This is a genomic window from Nostoc sp. (genome assembly GCF_036917675.1).
GTDB lineage: Bacteria > Cyanobacteriota > Cyanobacteriia > Cyanobacteriales > Nostocaceae > Nostoc.
Genome location: NZ_JBALCT010000001.1, coordinates 81113 through 104391, shown reverse-complemented (window position 1 = coordinate 104391; position 23279 = coordinate 81113). Strand labels below are relative to the sequence as shown.

At 42.6% G+C, this 23279-nt stretch carries 17 protein-coding genes; 7 read left to right on the top strand and 10 right to left on the bottom strand.

Translation table 11 applies throughout. From position 1 onward, the window contains the following. Positions 1–422: 422 nt before the first annotated feature. Positions 423–1568 (top strand): NAD(P)/FAD-dependent oxidoreductase, encoded by a 1146-nt coding sequence (locus V7K31_RS00460; RefSeq protein ID WP_335091947.1) that lies wholly within the window; start codon positions 423–425, stop codon positions 1566–1568. A gap of 543 nt (positions 1569–2111) precedes the next feature. On the opposite strand, the gene V7K31_RS00455 is transcribed toward V7K31_RS00460, so the two are convergent. Beyond that, positions 2112–4403 (bottom strand): amylo-alpha-1,6-glucosidase, encoded by a 2292-nt coding sequence (locus V7K31_RS00455; protein WP_335091946.1) that lies wholly within the window; start codon positions 4401–4403, stop codon positions 2112–2114. Between the two features lie 854 nt (positions 4404–5257). On the opposite strand from V7K31_RS00455, the gene V7K31_RS00450 reads away from it, so the two are divergent. The 3 genes from V7K31_RS00450 (at position 5258) to trpE (ending at position 9505) form a co-directional block, all read left to right on the top strand. Next, the gene (locus V7K31_RS00450; protein ID WP_335091944.1) at positions 5258–7270 is read left to right on the top strand and encodes a DICT sensory domain-containing protein; all 2013 of its coding nucleotides are present in this window, start codon (positions 5258–5260) and stop codon (positions 7268–7270) included. A gap of 161 nt (positions 7271–7431) precedes the next feature. Continuing rightward, positions 7432–7854, top strand: a complete 423-nt coding sequence (locus V7K31_RS00445) for a photosystem I reaction center subunit II PsaD (protein ID WP_335091943.1) — start codon at positions 7432–7434, stop codon at positions 7852–7854. Positions 7855–7990: 136 nt separating this feature from the next. Continuing rightward, positions 7991–9505, top strand: a complete 1515-nt coding sequence (gene trpE, locus V7K31_RS00440; protein WP_335091941.1) for an anthranilate synthase component I — start codon at positions 7991–7993, stop codon at positions 9503–9505. Positions 9506–9597: 92 nt separating this feature from the next. Here the strand turns inward: trpE and V7K31_RS00435 are convergent, their stop codons facing one another. The 3 genes from V7K31_RS00435 to V7K31_RS00425 form a co-directional block, all read right to left on the bottom strand. Beyond that, positions 9598–9918 carry a hypothetical protein gene (locus V7K31_RS00435; protein WP_335091939.1) on the bottom strand — a complete coding sequence of 107 codons (321 nt, stop codon included), beginning with the start codon at positions 9916–9918 and terminating at the stop codon, positions 9598–9600. 120 nt (positions 9919–10038) lie between these two features. Continuing rightward, entirely contained in the window at positions 10039–10278 is a 240-nt protein-coding gene (locus V7K31_RS00430; RefSeq protein ID WP_335091938.1) for a hypothetical protein, read from the bottom strand. Positions 10279–10341: 63 nt separating this feature from the next. Beyond that, positions 10342–10554 carry a high light inducible protein gene (locus V7K31_RS00425; RefSeq protein WP_335091936.1) on the bottom strand — a complete coding sequence of 71 codons (213 nt, stop codon included), beginning with the start codon at positions 10552–10554 and terminating at the stop codon, positions 10342–10344. Positions 10555–11271: 717 nt separating this feature from the next. Between V7K31_RS00425 and V7K31_RS00420 the strand changes: the two genes are divergently transcribed. Together V7K31_RS00420 and V7K31_RS00415 are read left to right on the top strand one after the other, a co-directional pair. Next, positions 11272–12234: an orange carotenoid protein N-terminal domain-containing protein gene (locus tag V7K31_RS00420; protein ID WP_335091934.1), complete on the top strand. Its 963-nt coding sequence runs from the start codon at positions 11272–11274 to the stop codon at positions 12232–12234. 136 nt (positions 12235–12370) lie between these two features. Beyond that, the gene (locus tag V7K31_RS00415; RefSeq protein ID WP_335091932.1) at positions 12371–12580 is read left to right on the top strand and encodes a hypothetical protein; all 210 of its coding nucleotides are present in this window, start codon (positions 12371–12373) and stop codon (positions 12578–12580) included. 421 nt (positions 12581–13001) lie between these two features. Here V7K31_RS00415 and V7K31_RS00410 read toward each other — a convergent pair whose 3' ends face one another. From V7K31_RS00410 to V7K31_RS00400, 3 genes are all read right to left on the bottom strand, one after another. Next, a complete protein-coding gene (locus V7K31_RS00410; RefSeq protein ID WP_335091930.1) occupies positions 13002–13373 on the bottom strand; it encodes a nuclear transport factor 2 family protein in 372 nt (123 codons plus the stop codon). 417 nt (positions 13374–13790) lie between these two features. Then, positions 13791–15803, bottom strand: a complete 2013-nt coding sequence (locus V7K31_RS00405; RefSeq protein ID WP_335091928.1) for a serine/threonine phosphatase — start codon at positions 15801–15803, stop codon at positions 13791–13793. Positions 15804–16131: 328 nt separating this feature from the next. Then, on the bottom strand, positions 16132–16944 hold the full coding sequence (locus V7K31_RS00400) for a basic amino acid ABC transporter substrate-binding protein (protein ID WP_335091926.1): 813 nt from the start codon (positions 16942–16944) through the stop codon (positions 16132–16134). Positions 16945–17171: 227 nt separating this feature from the next. On the opposite strand from V7K31_RS00400, the gene V7K31_RS00395 reads away from it, so the two are divergent. Beyond that, complete coding sequence (locus V7K31_RS00395) at positions 17172–18374, top strand: aminotransferase-like domain-containing protein (RefSeq protein ID WP_335091924.1); 1203 nt, start codon at positions 17172–17174, stop codon at positions 18372–18374. Between the two features lie 620 nt (positions 18375–18994). Here the strand turns inward: V7K31_RS00395 and V7K31_RS00390 are convergent. The 3 genes from V7K31_RS00390 to V7K31_RS00380 all read right to left on the bottom strand — a co-directional run bounded on the left by V7K31_RS00390 (position 18995) and on the right by V7K31_RS00380 (position 23023). Beyond that, positions 18995–20545, bottom strand: a complete 1551-nt coding sequence (locus V7K31_RS00390; protein ID WP_335091922.1) for a flavin-containing monooxygenase — start codon at positions 20543–20545, stop codon at positions 18995–18997. A 16-nt stretch (positions 20546–20561) separates the two neighbouring features. Further along, a complete protein-coding gene (locus tag V7K31_RS00385; RefSeq protein ID WP_335091921.1) occupies positions 20562–22202 on the bottom strand; it encodes a tryptophan halogenase family protein in 1641 nt (546 codons plus the stop codon). A 65-nt stretch (positions 22203–22267) separates the two neighbouring features. Continuing rightward, positions 22268–23023, bottom strand: coding sequence for a hypothetical protein (locus tag V7K31_RS00380; RefSeq protein WP_335091919.1), 756 nt, complete (start codon positions 23021–23023; stop codon positions 22268–22270). Positions 23024–23279 lie beyond the last annotated feature (256 nt).

The following is a 23279-nucleotide window of genomic DNA, read 5'->3' as shown; positions in this document are numbered from 1 at the left end:
TTATGATTCAGCCTTGAATTGTAATTGTAAACTTTTACAACAAAGCGTATTAACAACGTAAATACATCTTGCCTAGATTATGAGGTATGGATGTTTTTTCGTGGTGAATGGTGTCACCTTCCTTTGGAACGAGTAGAAAGCTGGGATTAATCCAAGCAATCATGACGGCATAACATTTCAGCAAGCCGTAGAAGCTTTCTTCGATCCTTTTCTAGTGGTTGTTGATGCAAGCCGCAATAATGAGTAGCGGGAGTTATCTGCTTGTGTTCAGGGTTACTAGCATATAATGATGATACAGAAATTGCTTGTCTGGAAAGTTGCCAGAAAGAACAATCGCCTATTTATCTGTCTATCCTAGCGGGAGAATATCTTTTAAGTCGTTTACAAGCAACTTATAAAAATTCGTAGTTCGTAATTCATATATGAAAACCTATGACTGGATTGTGGTTGGTGGTGGAATTGCGGGTGCTACACTCGCTTATGAATTAGTAAAAACGGGTTTTGCTGTACTTTTGCTGGAGCAATACGAAACACCACAGAATGCAACTCGCTATAGTTATGGTGGGCTTGCTTATTGGTCGGGGAATACGCCACTAACTCGCCAATTGTGCGAAGATGCGATCGCGCGTTACAATATCTTATCTCAAGAGTTAGACGCTGATATCCAATTTCGGGAATTAGATTTATTACTTACTATTTCAGCCGCTAATGACCCAGAAGCAACGGCTGCATCATATAATAATTTTGCCATTCCACCCCGTTTACTGAGTGTTCAAGAAGCTTATGAGTTGGAACCACAGCTAAATCGAGAGGTGATATCTGGTGCTTTAACTATCAAACACGGTCATATTCACCCAGAAAAAACAGCACAAGCTTACATCCAAGCTTTTGAACGTGCTGGGGGTAAAATACAGATTACCTCAGTATTGCAAGTCCTGCAAGATGGTGTAAAAACAACTACTGGAACTTTCCACAGTGCTAAAGTTGTCATTTGTGCGGGTGGACTCAGCCGCCAACTACTAAAATTTGCTGGTATTCCCGTCAAGCTGTATTTTACCCATGCAGAAATAATTGAAACCCCACCTATGGATGTGCAGTTACGCACCTTAGTTATGCCAGCTAATGTACAAAGGTTTCAACTAGAAGCTGAATCTACTCAAGTTGATAAATTGTGGGATGAACTAGGTAATGAGCCAGTACTTCCAATTTTAGATGCGGGTGCGATTCAGTTTCAAGATGGTAGCTTTCGTATTGGTCAGATTAGCCGTGTTCTCACAGATCCTTATGCCAAGGTAAACTCAGAAGCGAGTGAAAAGTGGCTGCGAAAAAGTGTCGGTCAGTTTTTACCAGCTTTGGAAAATTTACCAGGAACCTGCCATCATTGTCTGGTGGCATTTAGTAGTGATCGCTTACCCTTGATTGGTACTATCCCAGGATTTGAGAGCGTTTATCTATTCTCTGGGTTTAGCAATGCTTTGGTAATCATACCACCTTTGGCAAAGCACTTTGCTCATTTTGCATCTGGCAAGGAAGATGAAATTATTACCCAGCTATCTCTTCACTGCTGACAATAATTTCACTAAGTTTAGAAAGATTTGATCCACGCTACTTAATAAACCAATTAGCAACTGAAGGTGTAATTTCAAAATCTGAGTATCAGTTACTAATGAATTTACTCCCATTACGTAATTCTATTGCTCATGGCTTCAAAACTACAGAACTTACGCAAAATTCTGTATATGAATTGATCGAGCTTACAGAGCAACTCTTGAAAACTCTACACACTGGCGATGAAGCAGACTAATGGGACTTAAACATTTTTGAGGGAGAAACAAGCCTCAAATCTATGCAGGGTAAGGGAAATACACCAAAGGCTCAAAAATAGCCCAAACCCAGATATATCAAGAAACTAACCAAAGCGATGTCAAAGTGTTTCTGTATATAGATTTGAGGCTATTTTTGGGGTATTTTTTGTCTAAGTCCCACTAACACTGTCTTGGTTGTAGTAGATAGTAGGACAAGCCCTGATGCTGAATTTCAGGTCATGCCGCCGAGCGATCGCACTAATCATAAAATAGGGAGTGATAAATTCCCTACTCCCTACTCCCTTTTTAAGCTTCGATAACTACTCGCAAATTACCCCGTTTTTTAGCAACGCGGCAAGCAGTGGTAGTTCCAGAACGCTCGAATTCCAAATCGAGGATGGTGGGGCCAACTCGCAAATTATGGAAAGACAAGCGATTAATCGATTCTGGCAAAGCGGGGTCGATTATTCGCAAGCAGTTATTTTGAGCATCAGGTACCAAGTTGACCATCATTTGTAGTAGTTGGAAGATACTACCAGTAGCCCAAGCTTGGGGAGTGCAGGCAACTGGATACTGCACAGGGGCATTATCACCATTCCGTTCGTAGCCGCAGAAAAGTTCTGGAGGACGTTGATAGGGTTGCTGGTCAGTCATGTCGAATAAACCTTGGAATATTTCCAGAGCTTGATCGATCAGACCGAGCGATCGCAATCCCATTGCAATCAGAGCGTTATCATGGGGCCAAACCGAACCAGTGTGATAGCCCATTGGATTGTAAGCAGGTGACAAACTACTCAAGGTACGTACACCCCAACCATTAAACATATCTGGTGCCCGCAAGCGTTCTGCCACACTATAGGCTCTTTCGTGGCTGAACAGACCCAAATGCAGACATTGACCTGGATTTGAGGTAATACTGTCTACTGGCTTGCCATCTCCATCCAAAGCTAGAGCGCAGAAATCCTGGTCTTCCACCCAAAAATCTCGATTAAAACGAACCTTAAGACTTCTAGCCTCTTCTTGCCAACGATCTGCCAAATCAAGCCGCTTCTTCATCCTAGCTATTTCTGCTAGGCGCATTTTTGCAGCATAAACATAAGCTTGCACCTCACACAGGGCAATTGGTCCGTTGGCTAATTCTCCCTTGTGGTCTACGATACAGTCACCAGAATCTTTCCAACCTTGGTTAACAAGACCTCGTTTGGATTTACGGAAGTAACTGAGGTAGCTGGTTTGTTTGCTATTGCGATCAATCCACTCCATTGCTGCTAGAGCATTCGGCCAAAGTTGCTCTAGGAGTTCTTGATCGTGAGTCCAAGCATAATGTTCGGCATAGAGCATCAGCCACAGGGGAGTCGCATCAACTGTACCGTAGTAAGGTGTATGGGGAATTTCTTGACAACGAGCCATTTCTCCCAAACGTAACTCGTGCAAAATCTTACCCGGTTCTTCTTCGCGCCATTCGTCGTCGAATTTACCTTGGTATGTCGCAAGTAGTAGCAGGGTTTCTTTGGCGATTTGCGAGTTTAACATCAGGGTTTGAGAAGCTGTAACCAGCGAATCTCGCCCAAATAGTGTCGAAAACCAGGGCACTCCGGCAGAAACAGTTTTATGCTTACCAAAAGATTGGCGCAACAAATACATATCTTGTTCAGCCCGCTCAATCACTCGATTGAAGGTATTCTTATCTGAGCTAATGCGTGTAATTTGTTGTACCCAGTTTTGCTCCTCCATCAACTCAGCGGCTTTTGCCTGTCCTAACGTGAAGGCGGCGCTCACAGTTGAACTGGATTGGTTGTTTCTCAACATATTCACTCGGTAGCCCAGCTTTTGAGTTTCGTGAGAAGCCAACTCTAGCTGCCAAACCGCAGTGTAACCCTTGAAAGAGTCTGGTTGCCGATGTTGAAATAGAATCCGGGATTCCATCACCGAGCCATCCAAACCTTGATAGGCGAGTGTTAAGGATTCTTCCCTAGAGGCGGATGGCTCTTTAGGTACAGCCGCAACGCCATCGACCTGAGAAAATGTTCCTTCCTCAGCCGTCAGTTCCACTAGGCGTAAAAGCCGACCTCGTTTTTCTCTGTCATAACCCCGGACTTCAAATAAATCAACAAAATCTGCATCAAAGCTGATGCTTAGTTCAAAACTGACGGTTGTTGTGCTGTAGTTAGATACTTCTATTTCTTCAAATAATGCCCCATTCAGCACGATTTCCCGGCGAATTCCGATAGTGTCGGGTTTCAGGCGTTCGTCAATTCTGGGGTTAGTACACAAAGCTGAGAGTGAAAACCCTTTTTCAGCAGTACTACTGAGGAGTACAGGCGATCGCCCTTCAATTTGCAACTCCAACCGATTCAGAAATCTCGTATCACAACAAAACAGTCCCATGCTGGGATTGCCATCGTTGAGGGAACAGCCAGAAATATTCCCAATAGTATCTGTCACAAAAAATAAATCATCATCTTTAACGGTCAGTGTCGGTTGTGGTCTTTCACTCACAACACAAGGCCACTCCGGGATCGGTAATTGTTCGGCTGGAATAAAAGTTTTTCCATCCAGGAAAATTTTTTCCGGGGTGATTAGCGTATCCGGTGTCATTAGCCAAAGTTCCGTGTACAGGTCGTAGATATTTGTGGTATTCGCAGTAGAGGTCTTGAAGCCTCACAAATTGTAGAAAAAAGACGCTCTATAAAACTTGTTTGAGCCATTCTAGCCAAAATAATTTTTACGTACTGCTGACAAAATAGCAGCGCTCAAATCAATATAAGTAAATTTTGATAATATTTATATTGTATAAGTCTAAACTCAAGACTGAAAACTGAGAATTTTGAGATAATTCCTTAGTCGTTGAACTTTCTCAAGATACAAGACATATAGTATACTCAGCAAAAATGCGAAATTCCTAGTCTTTATCGGGTACAGGTAGCACTTCTTCCCGAAACTATTATACGATTTTGTTTTAAATATCTTGATGTTTAATTACACAAATTTATGATAATTAATTGATTGATTAAAATTAATCAATCATTACGGATTAAATTATATGGTATGTGGCAGTAATGGTTTTTGGGTAAGAAAATTTATTGAGTGGGTGTAAATATTAAGTAGGCGATGTCTACCACCGGCTACGCCAATGCGTGGGCGATCAATTATCAGTAGTTATTGAAAAGAAAAGAGTTAAAGAATACAATAATTATTTATGTTGTACTTATGATTGAAAGATTTTAGCTGTGCAAGCATATTTCAAAGTTAGTCAAGAATGTATATTGGGCGTAGTAAGTTGTCAATCAACAAATCAATTTGGTAACAAAATGTTGCGCCTGCTTGGCGGAAAGTGCTTTTTAGCGTTCTTTACATATTGCAACTGTCTATTTAACTTCAGAGTCCCTTGGAATTTGTACAATGCAGCTGTGACTTGGATCTTATCGAGGTTGAGCGTTTAACAATAATTCATGAGCATTTCGACTTCTGTGCTGAGTGATCTGCTAAAGTCCCTACCATACTTGCGGCCCCAGCTATATTTTAAGGCTTCACTAACGGCGCTCTCCCACGCGATGGAAGATCAAGTTTTGGCTGCGACTTTAGCCCAACCCCTTGTAATTGCTAGTTTTCAGCGAGAGCGATTCTACCGGCAAGAAGCTCATCGCTACCAGCGACTTGCCTTACGAAGTAATCAAGTATACGTATTATCTGCTCCAGAAACGGATTTCACCAACAGTTCGGAACACTACGAAAAGGTGGCTTTTGAGCCAAAGGATGGCTTGAGTCAAGAGTGGCATTTGGTAGTTATTGCTGACAATTATGCAACTTGTCTGGTTTGCCGGGAAAACCTTGGTTCTATTGCCAAAAACAAGCAACTACCGGAACTAAGCCATAATCTGGATATCGACACAGCGCGAAGATTTGAGGGAATTTGGACATCGGAAAGGGGAGTTAGCCTCAAAGCAGCCGAATTGCTATTAGACAGGATTTTGGTTTACAGACCAGAACTGGCAAGTAAAATTGAGGAAGCCCGTCAGAGGTTTGGCATCGGGGAGCCGAGAAGCTACTCTGGAGCAGAACAAGTAAACGAATATGCTTGTGACATCGATACAGATCCCTTTGTGCAGCGCTTAGTAACTTATTTGCAAGCTAGCCAGTATAAATTGCACAAAGCCTACCGTTCCATTGCTGCTCAAGCACGAAAAGAACGATTAGTCAACTCCATTAGCACTGCCATTCGGCGATCGCTCGATCCTCACGAAGTTCTCCAGGTGGCGGCACAAGAATTAGGACAACACTTAGAAGCTTGTCGCTGTTTAATTTACCGCGCTCAATCCGCAGATAGGCAAGCCATAATTGAACACGAGTTTTTGACTCCCGGTATTTTATCTGTTTGTGGGCAAACCTGGGAGTTAGAGAAAAATTCCCTATTTCGGGACATAGTGGAACAAGGCGAAGGAGTTTGTGTAAGCGATACGCTGAGTGACCCTCGCGTTACCAATTCGCCAGGACTTTCATTGATCGCCAAAAAGTTTGCCATTCGTTCTTGGCTGATGGAACCAGTGTTCTATCAGGGGCGATTATTAGGCATTGTGGAGTTACACTATTGCCGGATGCCACCTCACGAGTGCCAAGTTGGGGAATTGGATCTGGTAGAAGCGATCGCTACCCAAGTGGGAGCAGCTCTTATCCAAGCGGAAGCTTACGCCAACCTAGAAGAACTTAACCAGCAGCTAGAAGCCCTAGACCGCACCCGCAGCAACCTCATAGCCATTACCGGACATGAACTACGTACCCCCCTATCTACAATTCAAGTCTGCCTAGAAAGTCTCGCTAGTGAGCCGGATATGCCCTTGGAGTTGCAGCAGATCATGCTCAACACTGCTCTTTCCGACTCAGAGCGGATGCGAAAATTGGTACAAGATTTCCTCACACTTTCTAATTTGGAAAGCGGTCGGGTGGAATGGCATCCAGAATCCCTCACCTTACAAGAGTGTATAGATTTAGCACTCAGCCGAAATCGCATACGCTCCTCAACGGAAAAGCCGCCCCAAATCAAAACTCAAATTGCTCAAAACCTACCTCTGGTAAGAGCTGACGGTGATTGGCTAGTAGAGGTACTGGCAAAACTCATGGACAATGCTTATAAATTTACGCCACCCGAAGGAGAAATCACCATTAAAGCGATTCACAATAGCCATCAAATGGTCGTCGAGGTGACTGTGGCTGACACTGGACGCGGCATTGAACCGAATCGTTTAGAAGTAGTGTTTGACCGCTTCTATCAAGAAGAGGGAGCGCTACGCCGCACCACTGGCGGAACTGGACTTGGTTTAGCTATTTGCCGTCAAATTGTTAATGGCTGGGGTGGGGAAATTTGGGCAGAGTCAACTGGCAAAGACCAGGGTAGTCAGCTTCACTTCACTATACCGATTGTTCACAATAGCTATGAGGAAAAGCGGACAAAAGTCAAGAGTAAATAGGTCATTGGGCATGGGGCATGGGGCATTGGGTACTAATTTTTAACAAATGACAAAGAACAAAGGACAAATGACTAAAAACTGTTACAGTCTATGACGCGATCGCAATATGATCCTGGTTGCGGTGTTAGGATTCCCTAAAAACGTTGAGAGAATCATCATTTATGGCAGAAACACTCTCTGGACAAACCCCGCTATTTGCTGGCAGCACTGGTGGCTTGCTAAACAAAGCACAAGTGGAAGAAAAGTACGCTATCACTTGGACTAGCCCGAAAGAGCAAGTTTTTGAATTACCTACAGGTGGTGCTGCTATTATGCGGAAAGGTGAAAACCTGCTGTATATAGCTCGTAAAGAATATGGCATCTTTTTGGGCGGTCAGCAACTCCGTAAACTCAAAATTACAGATTACAAAGTTTACCGGATTTTACCCAACGGAGAAACTACTTTACTTCACCCAGCTGATGGTGTCTTCCCTGAGAAGGTGAATGAAGGTCGTGGAAAAGTCGGTTATGTCCCACGCGGCATTGGGCAAAACCCCAATCAATCACAACTCAAGTTCAGTGGTAAAGCTACCTACGAGCCATAGGGACTAGGGACTGGTGAGGAAGCAAGGGCGCAGGGAGCAGGGATCAAGGGAGAAGAGTTTTCCCCTCTGCCCCCTGCACCCCGCTCCTCTGCCTCTTCTCAATGCCCTATGCCCATGCCCTATCCCTAAGCAATTTATGGTATTCCCCGATTTCTCAGAATTTTCTCAGCTAGCTCTACAAGGCAACTTCGTCCCGGTATATCAAGAATGGGTAGCGGACTTAGATACGCCCGTATCTGCTTGGTATAAAGTTTGTGCAGGTCAGCCCTATAGCTTTTTGTTGGAATCGATAGAAGGTGGGGAAAAACTAGGACGCTATAGTTTAGTGGGCTGTGATCCGGTGTGGGTTTTGGAAGCAAGGGGCGGGAGCACCACCCAGAAAAACCGCGATGGTTCGCAAGTCGTTTTCGCAGGCGACCCTTTTACAGCTTTAGCCGAATGTTTAGCATCTTATCACCCAGTTAAATTACCACAGCTACCACCAGGAATTGGCGGTTTGTTTGGGTTTTGGGGCTATGAATTGATTCGCTGGATTGAACCGCGCGTGCCAATTTATCCACCAGATGAGCGAAATATCCCTGATGGGTTGTGGATGCAGGTAGACCACCTGTTGATTTTTGACCAGGTGAAGCGGAAAATTTGGGCGATCGCTTATGCTGATTTACGTGAAGAGAAAGTAGACTTCAAAGCAGTATATCAACAAGCGTGCGATCGCGTCACCCAAATGCTTGAAAAGCTATCTCTGCCACTATCTCCAGAAAAAACCAGATTGGAATGGAAACCACCTGAAAGTCGCGTATCTGGAGGAGCAGAGGAATATACTAGCAACTTCACCCGTCCTGATTTTTGTGCCAGTGTCCAAAAAGCAAAAGCTCACATCAAAGCAGGCGATATTTTTCAAGTAGTAATTTCCCAGCGACTATCAACACCATACACAGGCGATCCATTTGCCCTTTACCGCTCCCTACGTCAGATAAATCCTTCGCCTTACATGGCTTACTTTAACTTTCAAGATTGGCAAATCATCGGTTCCAGTCCTGAAGTGATGGTGAAAGCCGAAACCGATCCTGATGGTGGAGTGATAGCAACGGTACGCCCAATTGCCGGGACGCGTCCACGGGGTAAAACTAGCCAGGAAGATGCAGCCTTCGCTCAGGATTTACTCCAAGATCCGAAAGAAATTGCCGAACATGTGATGCTTGTTGATTTAGGGCGGAATGATTTGGGGCGTGTTTGTCAAAATGGTAGCGTCAAAGTTGATGAATTAATGGTAGTTGAGCGCTACTCCCATGTGATGCACATTGTCAGCAATGTTGTGGGTAAATTAGCACTTGATAAAACAGCGTGGGATTTATTGAAAGCTTGCTTCCCAGCAGGTACGGTAAGTGGCGCACCCAAGATTCGGGCGATGGAAATTATCCACGAGTTAGAGTCTAGCCGTCGCGGAGTTTATTCCGGTGTGTATGGATATTACGATTTTGAAGGACAATTAAATACTGCGATCGCAATTCGCACAATGGTAGTGCATGATAATACGGTCAGCGTACAAGCTGGTGCAGGTTTGGTGGCTGATTCTGAGCCAGAGAAAGAATACGAAGAGACGCTGAATAAAGCTAGAGGTCTATTAGAGGCGATTCGTTGTTTGCGTTGAACTGTGGACTGAGGAGAAAAGAGAGTTAACAAGAAAATTTCAAATTTCAAATTTCAAAATTAATTCCTAACTTTTAACTCAGCACTCACCACTCACCACTCTTTCAAAGCAGGTCTAATATCGTTATCAATGCCTGTTGTATAGTTAGTTTCGCCTATACTATAATTAATTGCACACTGGTTTTTGTTGGTTAATTGTAAAGACGGGCTTGATATAAGTACTGTAATAGTTCGATTTGCTGTATGAGAATCCAGACCAGATTTTAAAAGTTGATGTATTAATAACCTTCTATTTTGAATTACATAGGTTTTATTTTGAACTGCAAGATATTTAGAAACCGTTTGTGCTACTTCTAAGCCCACGTATCCACAATACCGCGACAAATTGGGAAGCTTTATAAATCCAATCAACATCAAACTTTTTCCAAAGCTAAACAGAGTTTTTTAGACCTATTGAAAAGTTAAAAGAAGTGCTGGTATCCAAATCCAAGACCTCCATTGAAGTTATCACACACTAGAAATGAACAAACTTGCTCATCCCAATTGGCTGAAGTAAATCGCCCAAAGAATTCCAGTTGCTCCAATGGCAATTAAAAAGTTAGTGAAAAATCTGCCGAATTCAATTTCTTGTCCCAGTCCCTTGTCGTCTTGACCGACTGTGAAAAACAATGACCAGGCTTGATTTGCATTGATAATCTCAAAGTTGTTGAAATCAGGTCTAAAAACAACAGTCCCAATTAAATCTTTTTTGGGGTAATCAAAATCAGTTTTCATAGTTTCTCTCTAAATTGTTTTATTTGTCAAGTAAGGAAAAGTTGTAAATCTGAAGTGTCTTATCTAAAGGCTGGTTAGCCATCCAATCAAACCATGTCCGGTGAGAACTTCCAAAGCGATGAGTGAGACAAAACCAATCATTGCCAAACGGCCATTGAGTTTTTTGGCATATTCGGTGAAGCCTGTCCGTGAGGTTTCATCAACATAAACCTTGGGTTCAATCGCAAATCTGTTGAGTTGACCGCGCTCGTTAATGGTAAAGCCTTTATTTGTCATCTTTTACTCTCTATTTTTGTTATCTGTAAATCAATATAAACTATTGTAAATATTCTTTGCAAGTACTTGACATAAAGATAAGGTGGTAAAATCCGTACTAAGCAACTAGCGTATTTTGGATTTGTGCGAGAAGGTAGGCATCGCAATATAGCGATTTTTACCTGAATTCTGGCTTCTGACTTCCCAAAAAGCGGGCGTATTGCACCCAACACAGAGCTGCTATAGGTTCAATTAAGGATTATTTACGGAAGTTTGATGCGTGAGTGCGATGTCTACGATGGTCACTGAGCTTTGTGGAAGTGCGGGCTGTTCGGCATCACTCTTGGAAGTGAATACACACAAAGGCATCAATTGCCTTTAATTTGACTTCAGTAAAACTTACTTATTTGTATAAACAGAAATTATTAATGTATAACTGAGGAAGTATTGCTTCTTTGTAACAAAATTGATATCTTTCTTTACAGAAAGATACAAAGCAATATAATGCGTTAAACCACTGTTGATTAAAGGTATCTAAATAACTATGCAGTTGAGCCTGCGATTTGCCTTGCCGAGTATCCAAACTCAATGGCAACATTAATTGCTATGGTCTTTGGTAAAGCAATTGCAAAGACTGCTGAGTGCCTTTGTTAACAGCTAAACGCATTTACCCTCCGTCTTTGCACATTTGATTTTTAGATTCGATAGAACTGTAATTTTCTTTTGGGAATTTCTGCTATGCCTTTTACCATCCAGTCGGCTCAAAGTATTTTTCCCGGCACCCTAATTGCTGACGTTGTTCCAACTGTTATCGAATCATTCTCTCAGCTCAATGCTGAAGATCAACTAGCATTACTCTGGTTTGCCTATACCGAGATGGGTAAAAGTATTACGGTTGCTGCTCCTGGAGCAGCCAACATGATCCTCGCACAAGGCTTACTCGAACAAATTAAGCAGATGTCTTTTGAGGCTCAAACGCAAGTCATGTACGATTTGGCTAACTCTGCTGACACTCCCTTCTGCCGTTCCTATGCATCTTTCACCGTGAACATCAAGTTGGGCTTCTGGTATCAGTTAGGAGAATGGATGGCCCAGGGAATCGTTGCTCCAATCCCAGAAGGCTACAAGCTTTCTCCAAAGGCTGCCGAGGTGTTGGAAGCCATCCGCAATGCTGATTCAGGTCAACAAATCACAATCCTACGCAATACCGTAGTCAGCATGGGATTTGACCCGAACGCTCCCGGTAGTTACAAAAAAGTCTCAGAGCCGGTATCTCCTCCCACTGCACAAGCATTTCGGACTAAAGTCACCATCGAAGGCGTTGAGAATGCTACGGTGCTGGGCTATATCAACAACATGAATGCCAATGACTTTGATGCTGCGGTTGCTCTGTTTACCTCTGAAGGTGCCTTACAACCTCCCTTTGAAAGACCGATTGTTGGTCAGGACGGAATCCGCGTTTATATGCGTGAAGAATGCCAGGGATTGAAGATGATCCCAGAGCGCGGTGTCTCTGAGCCAGTGGAAGATGGCTATACACAAGTTAAAGTCACAGGCAAAGTTCAAAGCCCTTGGTTCGGTGCCAGTGTGGGTATGAATATTGCATGGCGGTTTTTGCTAAATCCCGAAGGCAAAATCTTCTTTGTAGGGATTGACTTACTCGCTTCTCCTAAAGAACTGCTCAACCTAGTACGTAAATAGAGGGTTAGATTAGTTAACACTTAAGCGTGGATGAGTGAAGGAGCGATCGCCACTCTACCACGCTTATTTGATATCTTCGTGCTGCGATCGCCAAAAGGTAGTTGAAAAATCTAGCTAAAAGCCTTGAAATGTTTTCATGGGGTTTATTCATTTGCTGGGAATCTTAGTTTTACCGTACTGCGGTGTCATGCAGTTTCTCTCAACGGGGCTAATTATGACTGTTAGTTTACTGTTACTAGCGGAATTACAGTGGGATATGCAATCTTCAAGTGATTACAACCAATTAACACCACAACAAAAGCAGTTCAACCAAGCACAATCCCAACGGCGTCAAATGAGCAGGTAACAATTCAAAGATAAAGAATTAAAATCTTACTTTAGATAGGCTTGTATAACCAATATAGCTCTTTCCCTTAGCTACTTAGTATCCTACCCTAGAGTCTGGGTTTTTCACCCAACTGTTAGCTATTCTTGTAAATGAAAACAAAGAATACTGTCTGGGTGTTATGCCGCTGTGACCCATTATTAGACATCGAAGGAGAGCGATCGCAGATGTTTGAACAGTATTAATCAATCAAAGGCATTGACGGTGTGGAGTTTTTGTCGCTTCCTCCATTTTATTATCACTAAGGGAAGATTAAACTCTTCATCAGAGCGGTCTGAGGTGGTAAACGTCTTGTGTCTTTGTAAATTATAACTTAGTTCTGATAGTCAAATCTCCTTAATTAATTTTGAACTAAGGAGACTTGACTACCCGGCTAGTGCAACTAGCTGTTAGCTGGCGTTTGTGTATCAAAATATTCACGCCAACGACTAATTTGACCATCCTTGAAATCTACGACAATTACATCATCAGCTTTATTACGACGACCTGTTGCCTTTTCCGTATCTTCGTAGTACCATTCTACTGCTGCCTGATTTGCTCCAACGATAATCCTCTGGATGTCTATTTTGACATCTGAATATTGTTGTTTAAAATGGGTAACTTCTTCTCGAATTCTTTCTTGCCCCCGCCAGCATTCACCAGGCACGATTAGTTCCCCATCAACCGTAAACAGCTGTGCAAGAGCATCGACATCTTGAGCAACCCAGGCATCTTTAGCCTTTTCTATTAATATCTGGATATCTTTTTGGTTCATAGATTGACTGGCAAATAGAGGTCTGCTAAAAGTTAAGCTAACAAGTATAGTTCCTAACACTAGCCATCGAGACAACCAAAACATCTAGATTTTTCTACCCTCTAAAATATCATACAAGTATTTATTTTTTCTTTTACGTAACTGAATTCTCAATCAAGTCTAAGGGGCGGTGGCGTCATTTTGTTGTAAGGGTAGGCGTAGATCAATACGCTTGGATTAGTGCCAAAAGCCTTAATCTGCGTAGGTTAGGTTGAGGAACGAAACCCAACAATTAACGTTTAATGTTGGGTAACACGAATGTTCAACCCAACCTACAATTATCCTTAACCCAAGCGTATTAAGGCGTTGCCCAACCCAGGCATCGCATGAATTGAGAATTATAAGTACACATCAATTGATAACCCGCAACTTGGATTATTAACTTTCCAGATTTGGGCGTACTTTTGCCCGAATAAGTATAGCAGTAATGTTGTCGTGACCATTGTGTTGGTTCGCCAAATCAATTAAGCCTGTTACACCCCGTTCTAAGTTAGCGCCAGAACTAAGTAAGGGTTCTAAGTGAGTCTGCCAATGAGTTTCTAATAAATCATTATCTGATAGACCGTCCGATGCCAACAACAGAAGAGTATCTTCATTGATCTCGAAAAAGCCGACATCAGGATTAATCGAGTTTTCATCACGAGGACCCAAGGCTTGAGTGAGTTGGTAGGCATCCGGGCGGGCATAAGCTATGCTTGCTTCCACTCCGCGCGTAATTTCCCGTTGCCCAACTTCGTGATCTACTGTGACTTGTTCTAGTCCCTGCTTGCGCGTCAAGCGATAGAGACGGCTATCTCCCACATGAGCAACTGCTATTTGAGTATCTTGAATTAAGAGCATTACCAAAGTTGTACCCATGCGCCCGACTCCAGAACGGGCATCTTGTTGATTGAGCTTGTAAATCGCGTCATTAGCTAAATACACTGCCTCACGAATGCTATCTTCTGTTGGTAGTTGGTTGGCAATCCAGTGTTCTTGAAAGTATTGCCGTAGGGTGTTGACTGCTAACTCACTGGCTATCTCGCCGCCAGCGTGTCCACCCATACCATCACAGAGAATATATAAACCATGCCCTTGCAGAACTTGACTTTTAGGCAACTCTAGTTTAATTATTTTGGTTTCAATGCCAAAGTAGTCTTCGTTATGATGACGTTGACGCCCCACATCTGTGCATCCTGCATCTTCCAAGCTACTTAACTGCATCGCCAGCACAACAGTTGGCATATCATCAATTTTCCTAATGATATCTTCTGGCTCATCTGATTGCGGGATAGTGGCCACAGCAGTATTTTTCTCCTTTATTGGGGGTAAAGTTGCGCTTGATAGTGTTTCCAGTTCAATAGAGATTTCCTCCAAACGCGATCGCAACTGGGCGATCGTCTGAATCTTACCTACATCTAAATCCCCCAACATCTGGACTACAGAGCCAAATTGAGTGCGTTGAGACTGCTTAAATAGCGCTTGCCAAACCCGCCCCAAAGCTTGGATAGTTAACGGTTGCTCTAGAATAGCAGATGTTTGGGCTTGGGCATCTTCTGACGACTCGGTGGTGGGCTGAGAATTCGATGATTCCACATACAACCTTTGCAGCGCCAGTGTTTGGTCTTCATCCAATCGCAAATTCGACAAATCTAAAAGGCTTTGACGACAATTTACTGGTTCCAATAATGCCCAAAGTTGGGTCATTTCATAACACCAGTGTAAAATTTTTAACGAACTCGTCGTTTCTTCTTGCCAGAGGTCGAGTAAAAGCTGCCAATGCGAGCGGTCTTCGATTATGACTATCTGCATATCCCCCTGCTGCCATGCATCGTGAATCGGCGGTATCCCTCGCTGATCTTGGGATTGTAGGGCAATATAAAGTTTAGCAAGGCGAGGAATTCCACTTGCTTCCACTGATGGCGTGACTAAATCTGATTGCTGACTTGCTAGTATCGCCCCAATGGGTGATATTTCATACGGCTGGCAGTCTAGAACTCTTACACCTACATCAGTAATGGTGGCAGTTTCCGTTTGGGCAGGTAGCGGATCTAACAATTGATAGCGCTCTTGGGAGTCTAAATAGGAGCCTAATGCAATTTGAGAACTAGGGGATAGAGGAGATGAGGAAGAGATTGCTCCCTCATCTCCCATATCTCCCTGATCTTTCTCTATTTCCACATCTCCCTTATCCCCCTCTACTACCAAAGCTTCCCCAGTCGTTTCCTTAGCAATAATTGCCCAAAACACTGTTCCACAGTCCGTGCCACATTTATGACAACGTAGTGCATTCACAGCTACATCATCGGTACTGCATTCAGGACAGACTTTGTGAGTCAGAGACGTGCCACAGTTTTGACAGAATTTGTTGCTATTGGGGTTTTCAAATTTACACTGAGGGCAAATCAGCATAGTGGAAGTTCCTTAATTCCCGTTCCAAGGTGCTTTTAGCCACTAAGATCCAAGATGCCACAATTGGCTGTCCCTGACTACAGTAGACCTACAAGAAATTGTAGTTTATCAATGAATTTTGGTGGCAGTATTAATTGTGACGCATATTAGATAAATATTTAATATATTGGCAGTCAATTGCTTATAAATGGGAAATGGGGCATTGGGCATTGGGCATGGGGCATGGGTAATAAAAAGAAAGAACAATCACCAATTTCCAATAGAGATATCCGCGAATTAACCTCAAAGCCTTATAAATCAGGGGTTAAAACCTAATTTACAGATAAGTTTAATGACCAATGCCCAATGCCCAAGAGTCTGGCAATTGCGGAGGTTCAGCGTTAAACCATTTTTGATAAATTTGCTTGTAAGTGCCATTGGATAACAAAGTTTCTATACCTTTGTTAATTGCATCTAAATGGGGAGAGTTTTTAGGCGTAGCAATCCCGTAGTATTCTTGGGTGAGCAGATTGGCAACAACTTTGATGCCTTTGAGTTTGCCATTTTTAATCGCATACAAAGTAGCAAAAGCATCGCTAACCACAGCATCAACGTTGCCATTGAGCAAGTCTTGGAAAAATTCTGGCCCAGAATTAAAAGTACTAATTTTGGCATTGGGGATGGTTTTGGCAAAATCTGCCCCAGTTGAACCAATTTGTACAGCAATTTTTTTCCCCTGGAGACTTTTGAAGTCTTTAATATTTTGGTTGTCTTCGCGGACAGCGATCGCTAGTCCGGCTTTAAAATAAGGTCGTGAAAAAGCAATTGTTTTTAGGCGTTCGGGCGTAATCGTAATCCCACTGATTGCGGCATCGACTCTTTTGGCTTGCAAAGTCGAGATCATACCATCAAACGGTAGACTTTCAAACTGGACTACAAAACCTGCTACTTTAGCGAGCACATTCATCAAATCAATATCAAAACCTTCAAAGTTACCGCTAGCTGTTTGGATTTCAAAAGGGACAAAGGTGGGGTCTGTCGCCACCTTGAGAAGTTTAGCATCTGAGTTAGTAGTGGGATAGAAACTTTTACAGGCAATGATTAGTAGCAGACAGCCTAAGCCTAGAATTAGCTGCTGCCACTTCAAGTTAATTGATTTCACTCTAGTAATTCCCTTCTATCAGTCAATATTCACGATACTTGTCATGATGTTATAAAAAAGAATACATTCGTCAGGAGCCAGAATCCACCATGAATTCTGAGCGCTTAAGGAAAGTTTAAGACCCCCACTCTCTTGAAAAGTTTAGATCAGGGGAAGCTTCCGATCTGACTTTTCGCCAATTGCCTTTTTGTGTGTTCTGTATTCTGACTTTCAATTTTGAACTACTTATGGCTCCCACTACTTCTGCTTACCGAATTACTGATTTGTTCGCCAAAAGAGCTAGAAATCTGACACCACCAACCTATGGTACAGAGTTAACCAAAATTATCACTGTTAGCTTTGACTACGGTCTAGCGGACCCAATTCTTTTTCCTCACGCTGACTTGGCTGCTGCAAGTGCCGTTGTGCTGGCAGAAGAGGCTCCGATCGCCCTCAATTACGGGCCACCTTCAGCCCAATTGTATGAGCAAATTATCCTCCGCTTGCAGGCTAAAGGAATTGCTGCCGATCGCGATCGCCTGCTCATTGGCTACGGTTCTAGTCAGATTCTCGGCTTGCTGCCAGATGTGTTTGTGGAACCTGGTGATGTCGTAATTGTGGAAGGTCCAACTTTCTTGGGAGTAGTTGCCAGATTTGTCCACGCTGGCGCACGCATAATTACCATTCCCGTGGATGAGTTGGGGATGGATGTCGATGCATTAGAAGTAACATTGAGCGACTTGAAGAAACAGGGCATTCGACCCCGGTTTATTTACACCATCCCCACTTTCCATAATCCCACAGGCGCGACTATGCCGTTATTTCGCCGCCAAAAACTGGTAGGGTTAGCGGCGGAATATGGCGTGCTAGTGGTGGAAGACGATGCTTATAGCGATTTGCGCTTCCAAGGGGAAACGGTGCCACCCTTGGCAACCCTCGACAAGGAGGGGTGGGTATTATATGTGAGTACCTTCTCGAAAATTATTGCGCCTGGTATCCGGCTAGGCTGGGCTTGTGGAGATCCAGCAATTATTGAGCGGTTGGCAATGTTCAAAAGTGAGGGACCTGTGGGGCCATTTGTCAGCCATGTGGTCGCCCGCTACTGTGCTACAGGCAAACTAGATCATCATATTCAAGAGTTAATCGCCTGCTATAAGCATAAGTGTAATTTGTTGTTAGAAGCGATCGCTCACGAGTTTCCCAGTGATATAGTTGCCTTACGACCAGGCGGGGGCTTCTTCGTTTGGTGTAAATTGCCGCCAGACATCAGCGCCAAAGCACTCCTAACTGCCGCCAGTGAACACGGCATCAGTTTTCTGCCAGGAACTCGCTGCTACGCCAATGGACAGGGGGATGATGCCATCAGATTAGCTTTTAGCTTTCAGCCAACACAGAAGATTGTTGAGGGAATCGCTACATTAGGAGCAGTATTGCGCGGATGGCGACACTAATTTCGGATTGAAGATAATTTACCTCATACTTAAAGCGATGTCTACGACGGTCTACGCCTACGCCAAAATGTCAAGTGGGGTATGGAGATAAGTCCAAAGGATCTCGCAATCGAGATTTGGGTTGATATTTAACAATTCCCAAATCTCGATTTTTAGGAGAAGTAAGATAAGCAATAAGGTCGTGGTCAAGTTCTCGATTAGAGACACTAGAAATTGCTTAGACAATGCTTGTTGTGATACGCAAGTCGCTTTGCACAACAAGCATTGTCTTCTCGATTTAATAATCGATGTAACTCTCGCACCGATGGTACTTGTAGAGAAAGGAGACAATCTCTAAAAGCCAGTCTATAACTAGCTTTCACGTTAAGTTGACACCAATGAGCAATGCTGTGCCCTTACTGCGTGGTCTATTTACCTGAAAATAGCTGTAATTTGTACAGCACTTACCGAAGTTATGAGGTACACTAATTGATCGAATTACCGTTTGTCTGTGCTAATAGCATTCCAAGTATTTGTACCTCATAGCAGCAGGAAGTGCTGTATATGCGACGCGGGCAAGATGCCCGCACTACAATAATTTTACGTTTTCGTGTTATACAATTTAGCTGCACATCAGCTTATCAACGAACGCTTCTTACCTCTACACTTGCCGCCGCGATCGCTGAATCATTGAGAGATGGATGTTGTTTTACCTGTAATTCCTGGCCCAGATTCTTGTAGGCAGATGGATCTATTGGCATCAGCAACTCCCCAAGCAAGTTCCCTCCTTGACGGCGGCTATTCAGACCCATATCCCGAAGCAACTCATCAATGTAATGGAATGTAAAAGGAATTATACATGCTCCACTAACGAAAGCATATGGCCGATCTTTCTTCTTCCATTCCAACTCTGCCGTTACATCCTCTAGCATCTGTTGCTCAGACGGTAAAGGTATAGTTCCTTTGATATACTCTGATAACCACCTAGCACCAATTTCTGCTGATAATTGGGCACAGAAAGTATAGTTATAACCAACAAAACCCATCTGTGGAACATGAGGGTGAATCAGATGGCGGTAAAGATGGATAGTGCCTTGCTGATCAAATACTTGCTTGTGGTACTTCTCTTCTAAAAAGGGGATATCCTGAAGAAATCCTGTGCCAAAGACAACAATATCTGCCTGTACTTGCTCACCGTTATCCAATTCTACGCCACTAGCAAAAAATTTGTTGATCTTTGTCTTGACAGCATGAATTTTGCCTGCGCGTACATACTCAAAAAAGCCTTTAGGCACCAAGCCGATACCACAACCGATCAATTTGCTCATAGGTTCTTTGGGCACCATCCCACAAGCATCAAGCGGAAATTGTAAGCGCAGGATAGTCTCATTTAGCCGCCAGAATGCCCACACCAGTGGCTTCCCAAAACTATGCAGCCACTTTTCCCATCCTTGAAGTTTATGATAGGGTGTCCAAGTTTCTGCAAACCGAGTCAGGAAAATATACTTGATGTTGAACAGACCGAGAAAGAAGTTGGGAACTTTCCACAGCGCTTGACGGAACACAAGGGTACATTCCTTGGCCTTGCTAGCTGCGATATTCGCAATATCGGTGGCTGACTTGCCAAAACCGACAACAACCACTCGCTTGCCCTCAATTACAGAGCTGTCATTAAAGTCGTTACTATGTATTACCTGACCTCCGGCTGCAATGAACTCTTCCATTCCCGGCAAGTTCGGAATGTAGGGAATATCAAAAGTGCCATTGCACACAATAACAAAGTCGAACTCGTAATTTTGTTTTCTTATTTCCTTACCATCTTCTTGAAAGCTAACACTAACCATCCATCCATTAGTATTTTCTGATTTGCGCTCTACTTTAGTTACTTTCGCACCGAACTGAATTTTTTCTGCTACGCCAAAGTATTGGGCATAGGATTCAAGGTAAGCGGATATTTGCTCTCCTGAAGGCCATTCTGGATAAGAGGCTGGCATCGGATAGTCTGAGAAAGCATATGTGTCTCTGGGATTTTGGAGCGACAGTCCGGGGTACATCCTCGATTTTTCCCACACACCACCAAGTCCCTGCCGTTTCTCGAATAATGTAACTTCGTAACCTTCCTCAATAAATGTCTTTGCTGAGACTAATCCGCTAACTCCAGAGCCAATCACGCATACTTTTTTGACCGTCATCTTCGGTTCTCCTAAATTATGAAATTAGTGCAGGAATCTGCTGTGGCCGATCGCTAACCACACTCAGATACTCCGACTGTTCTTGTGACTTAATTATATGAGTTAAGTATTCATACTGAGACGGCAAGGTTGAAGTCAGGTAATTGGCTCTTTCCTTAATTTCCCCAAATGCAGCTTGGGCATTGTGATTTCCGATATGCTCTAAAATGGGAAGACTGCTTTCAGGCATATAGTTTAGCCCCATCAACATTACCGAATAAGAGTAAGACTCGAAGCCGTGGTATTTCGGGTTGATACTCTTATTGCTTGGCAGTCTATTCTTCCATAATCTTAATTTTTCCTGTAGTTCTTCTGAGACTTTGATATTGTTCTTAGTCGCTTTCCAGAACTCTGTGTCAGTGCGATCGCTAGCATAGTAATGAAGTGTCAAAAATTCTCGCACACCATCTATGCAGTTAGCGATAACTTTGTTATAGCTGTGAATTAGCTCTTCATTGAAAGATTTGCTGGGAAAGTGGCTAACTAACTCTTCAATTCCATGTTGAATAAAGAAGATGCCAGTAGATTCTAGTGGTTCCACAAATCCACTAGAAAGACCAATTGCTACACAGTTTTTCACCCATGAGTTTCTGTTACGTCCAATCCGCATCTTGATATGAGATGCCTTGCAATTATCAGCAACGGCTCCCAAATGCTGGCGAAATTCCTGTTCTGCTTCCTCAGGAGAAATGAATGCGCTCGAATAAACATACCCTGTACCATTTCTGCCATACAAAGGTATATTCCAGACCCAACCAGACGAAAGCGCAGTTGCTGTGGTGTAAGGGTTGATGCCATCTTTTTTTAGATCAGTTGGTATCTGCATTGCGATCGCGCGATCGCACAACAGCGACTCTGAATAAGAAATGAATGGCTCACCAAGCGCTTTGTTGATTAAAAGACCACTAAAACCAGTACAATCAATGAAAAGATCCCCACTGAGAATGCCATGCTCTTTGGTTGTCAGGCTATCTATACTCCCATCTTCAGTTAACTTGATATCCACCACATCATCAACAATTTGCTTCACTCCCCTTTCCATTCCATAATCTTTCATGAATCTGGCGAGTAGATTCGCATCAAAATGATAGGCGTAGGGATACTGAATCTTCAAATTATCTAGGATGTTTTTCTTGAGAATATGCTCCTGAGAAAATTCATTTTGAACTTTGTTATCAAAGACTTTCCCATCAAGATATCTAGGAGAACTTTTATGGTCACACAGCCAGGGAATTAGAAAACAGGCATAATCAAATGCTTCTTGATCTTTTTTCATTTTCAGCCACCATTCAGAGATATCAAAGCCGTCAATCACCTCATATCTCTGGAAAGGATGGTAGAAATCTTGCCCCTTCGCATTCCAGTTGACAAACTTAATTGCCATCTTATATGTGGCATTACACTTTGGCATCCATTCATATTCTTGTAGCCCAAGAAAATCGAAGAATAGTTTGATGGTACTAAAAGTTGCTTCTCCAACTCCAACTTTTGTGATGTTAGATGATTCCACCAGAGTAATCTGAATATTTTTATCTAGTGCTTTACTCAAATAAGCTGCCGTCATCCAACCTGCTGAACCACCACCAACAATTACAACATTTTGTATATGCTGTGACATATTTAAAATTCCTCTTTTAGTCTAAAGTTAAGTATGAAAGTCAACCCCTTTGGGGAATTCAAAATTCAAAAAGCTTGTTCAAGAATTTCTGCGGCTTTCAATTGTTGCTCGATTTTATGGGTTTCAGCATATACCAAAAGCTCATTTGTAAATTGCGTGAAAGCTGTAAATAAGTTCTCAACCAATTCCAAAGCTTCTTGTCGAGTTACTTCTGATAGTTGAATATGTTGTAAAATTCCTTCTATTCCAGATGCACCTGTCGTGTGACCAGTTTCAACATCCAAATGAAAATCTGCAAAATATCTGCATGGTTTTTGGGTAATTGCTTTAATTTCCTTGCCAATCTCTGCTGCCGTTGAAAACATTATGTTACCCGTCGCTTCGGTAACTTCAATAACTATAATTTTCTGAATAGGAGTAGCTTGTGAACTATATCGATAGAGTTGATAGTTTAACCAGCGAGCATTCTTAGTTTCTTCACTCCAAAGAAATTTTAATGCGTCAGTAAATTTCAATGATCTGTCAAGTTCTAGGTTTTTCAAATCTTCCAAAAACCACAGCCAATGATGGTCATCTTCATAAGTATGCCTGTTAATTAGTGTCTGGATTGGATCACTAGTTGGTTCTACTCGCAAAAAATACTTATTCAGTTCTCCAAAATTCATAATAAAATGAGCAGCACATGGTGCCCAAGCTAACCTTTGTCTGGGATTTATAGTTTTGTTTTGCATAAAATCAAACAAGGGCAGTTGAGCATATTCTTGTTTTTTTTGTTCAATCAACGCTAGTACTTCTTGCATGTTTATTACACTCAATTTCAATGTTTAATATTAGAGCGAAAGGAACTTTCCCACTTTGTTGCAGGAATATCAAAGTATTAAAAGCACACATTCAATTACCAACTCACAACCAACTGATTCGGATCACCGAAGGTAAGAGGGGTGAGGGTAATTGTATTGATAGTCATTAGCTCAAAACCTCCTACCTAAGTAGAAGATTATGTCTATTTTAATACATTATATTGATGCTAATGCTAGATTGCAACCAGCCAATATACTGGTATATCTTTTAATATAA

Coding starts and splice junctions, on each gene's coding strand:
- V7K31_RS00460 (WP_335091947.1), top strand. CDS start 423: ATGAAAACCTATGACTGGATTGTGGTTGGTGGTGGAATTGCGGGTGCT.
- V7K31_RS00455 (WP_335091946.1), bottom strand. CDS start 4,403: ATGACACCGGATACGCTAATCACCCCGGAAAAAATTTTCCTGGATGGA.
- V7K31_RS00450 (WP_335091944.1), top strand. CDS start 5,258: ATGAGCATTTCGACTTCTGTGCTGAGTGATCTGCTAAAGTCCCTACCA.
- V7K31_RS00445 (WP_335091943.1), top strand. CDS start 7,432: ATGGCAGAAACACTCTCTGGACAAACCCCGCTATTTGCTGGCAGCACT.
- trpE (WP_335091941.1), top strand. CDS start 7,991: ATGGTATTCCCCGATTTCTCAGAATTTTCTCAGCTAGCTCTACAAGGC.
- V7K31_RS00435 (WP_335091939.1), bottom strand. CDS start 9,918: ATGTTGATTGGATTTATAAAGCTTCCCAATTTGTCGCGGTATTGTGGA.
- V7K31_RS00430 (WP_335091938.1), bottom strand. CDS start 10,278: ATGAAAACTGATTTTGATTACCCCAAAAAAGATTTAATTGGGACTGTT.
- V7K31_RS00425 (WP_335091936.1), bottom strand. CDS start 10,554: ATGACAAATAAAGGCTTTACCATTAACGAGCGCGGTCAACTCAACAGA.
- V7K31_RS00420 (WP_335091934.1), top strand. CDS start 11,272: ATGCCTTTTACCATCCAGTCGGCTCAAAGTATTTTTCCCGGCACCCTA.
- V7K31_RS00415 (WP_335091932.1), top strand. CDS start 12,371: ATGGGGTTTATTCATTTGCTGGGAATCTTAGTTTTACCGTACTGCGGT.
- V7K31_RS00410 (WP_335091930.1), bottom strand. CDS start 13,373: ATGAACCAAAAAGATATCCAGATATTAATAGAAAAGGCTAAAGATGCC.
- V7K31_RS00405 (WP_335091928.1), bottom strand. CDS start 15,803: ATGCTGATTTGCCCTCAGTGTAAATTTGAAAACCCCAATAGCAACAAA.
- V7K31_RS00395 (WP_335091924.1), top strand. CDS start 17,172: ATGGCTCCCACTACTTCTGCTTACCGAATTACTGATTTGTTCGCCAAA.
- V7K31_RS00390 (WP_335091922.1), bottom strand. CDS start 20,545: ATGACGGTCAAAAAAGTATGCGTGATTGGCTCTGGAGTTAGCGGATTA.
- V7K31_RS00385 (WP_335091921.1), bottom strand. CDS start 22,202: ATGTCACAGCATATACAAAATGTTGTAATTGTTGGTGGTGGTTCAGCA.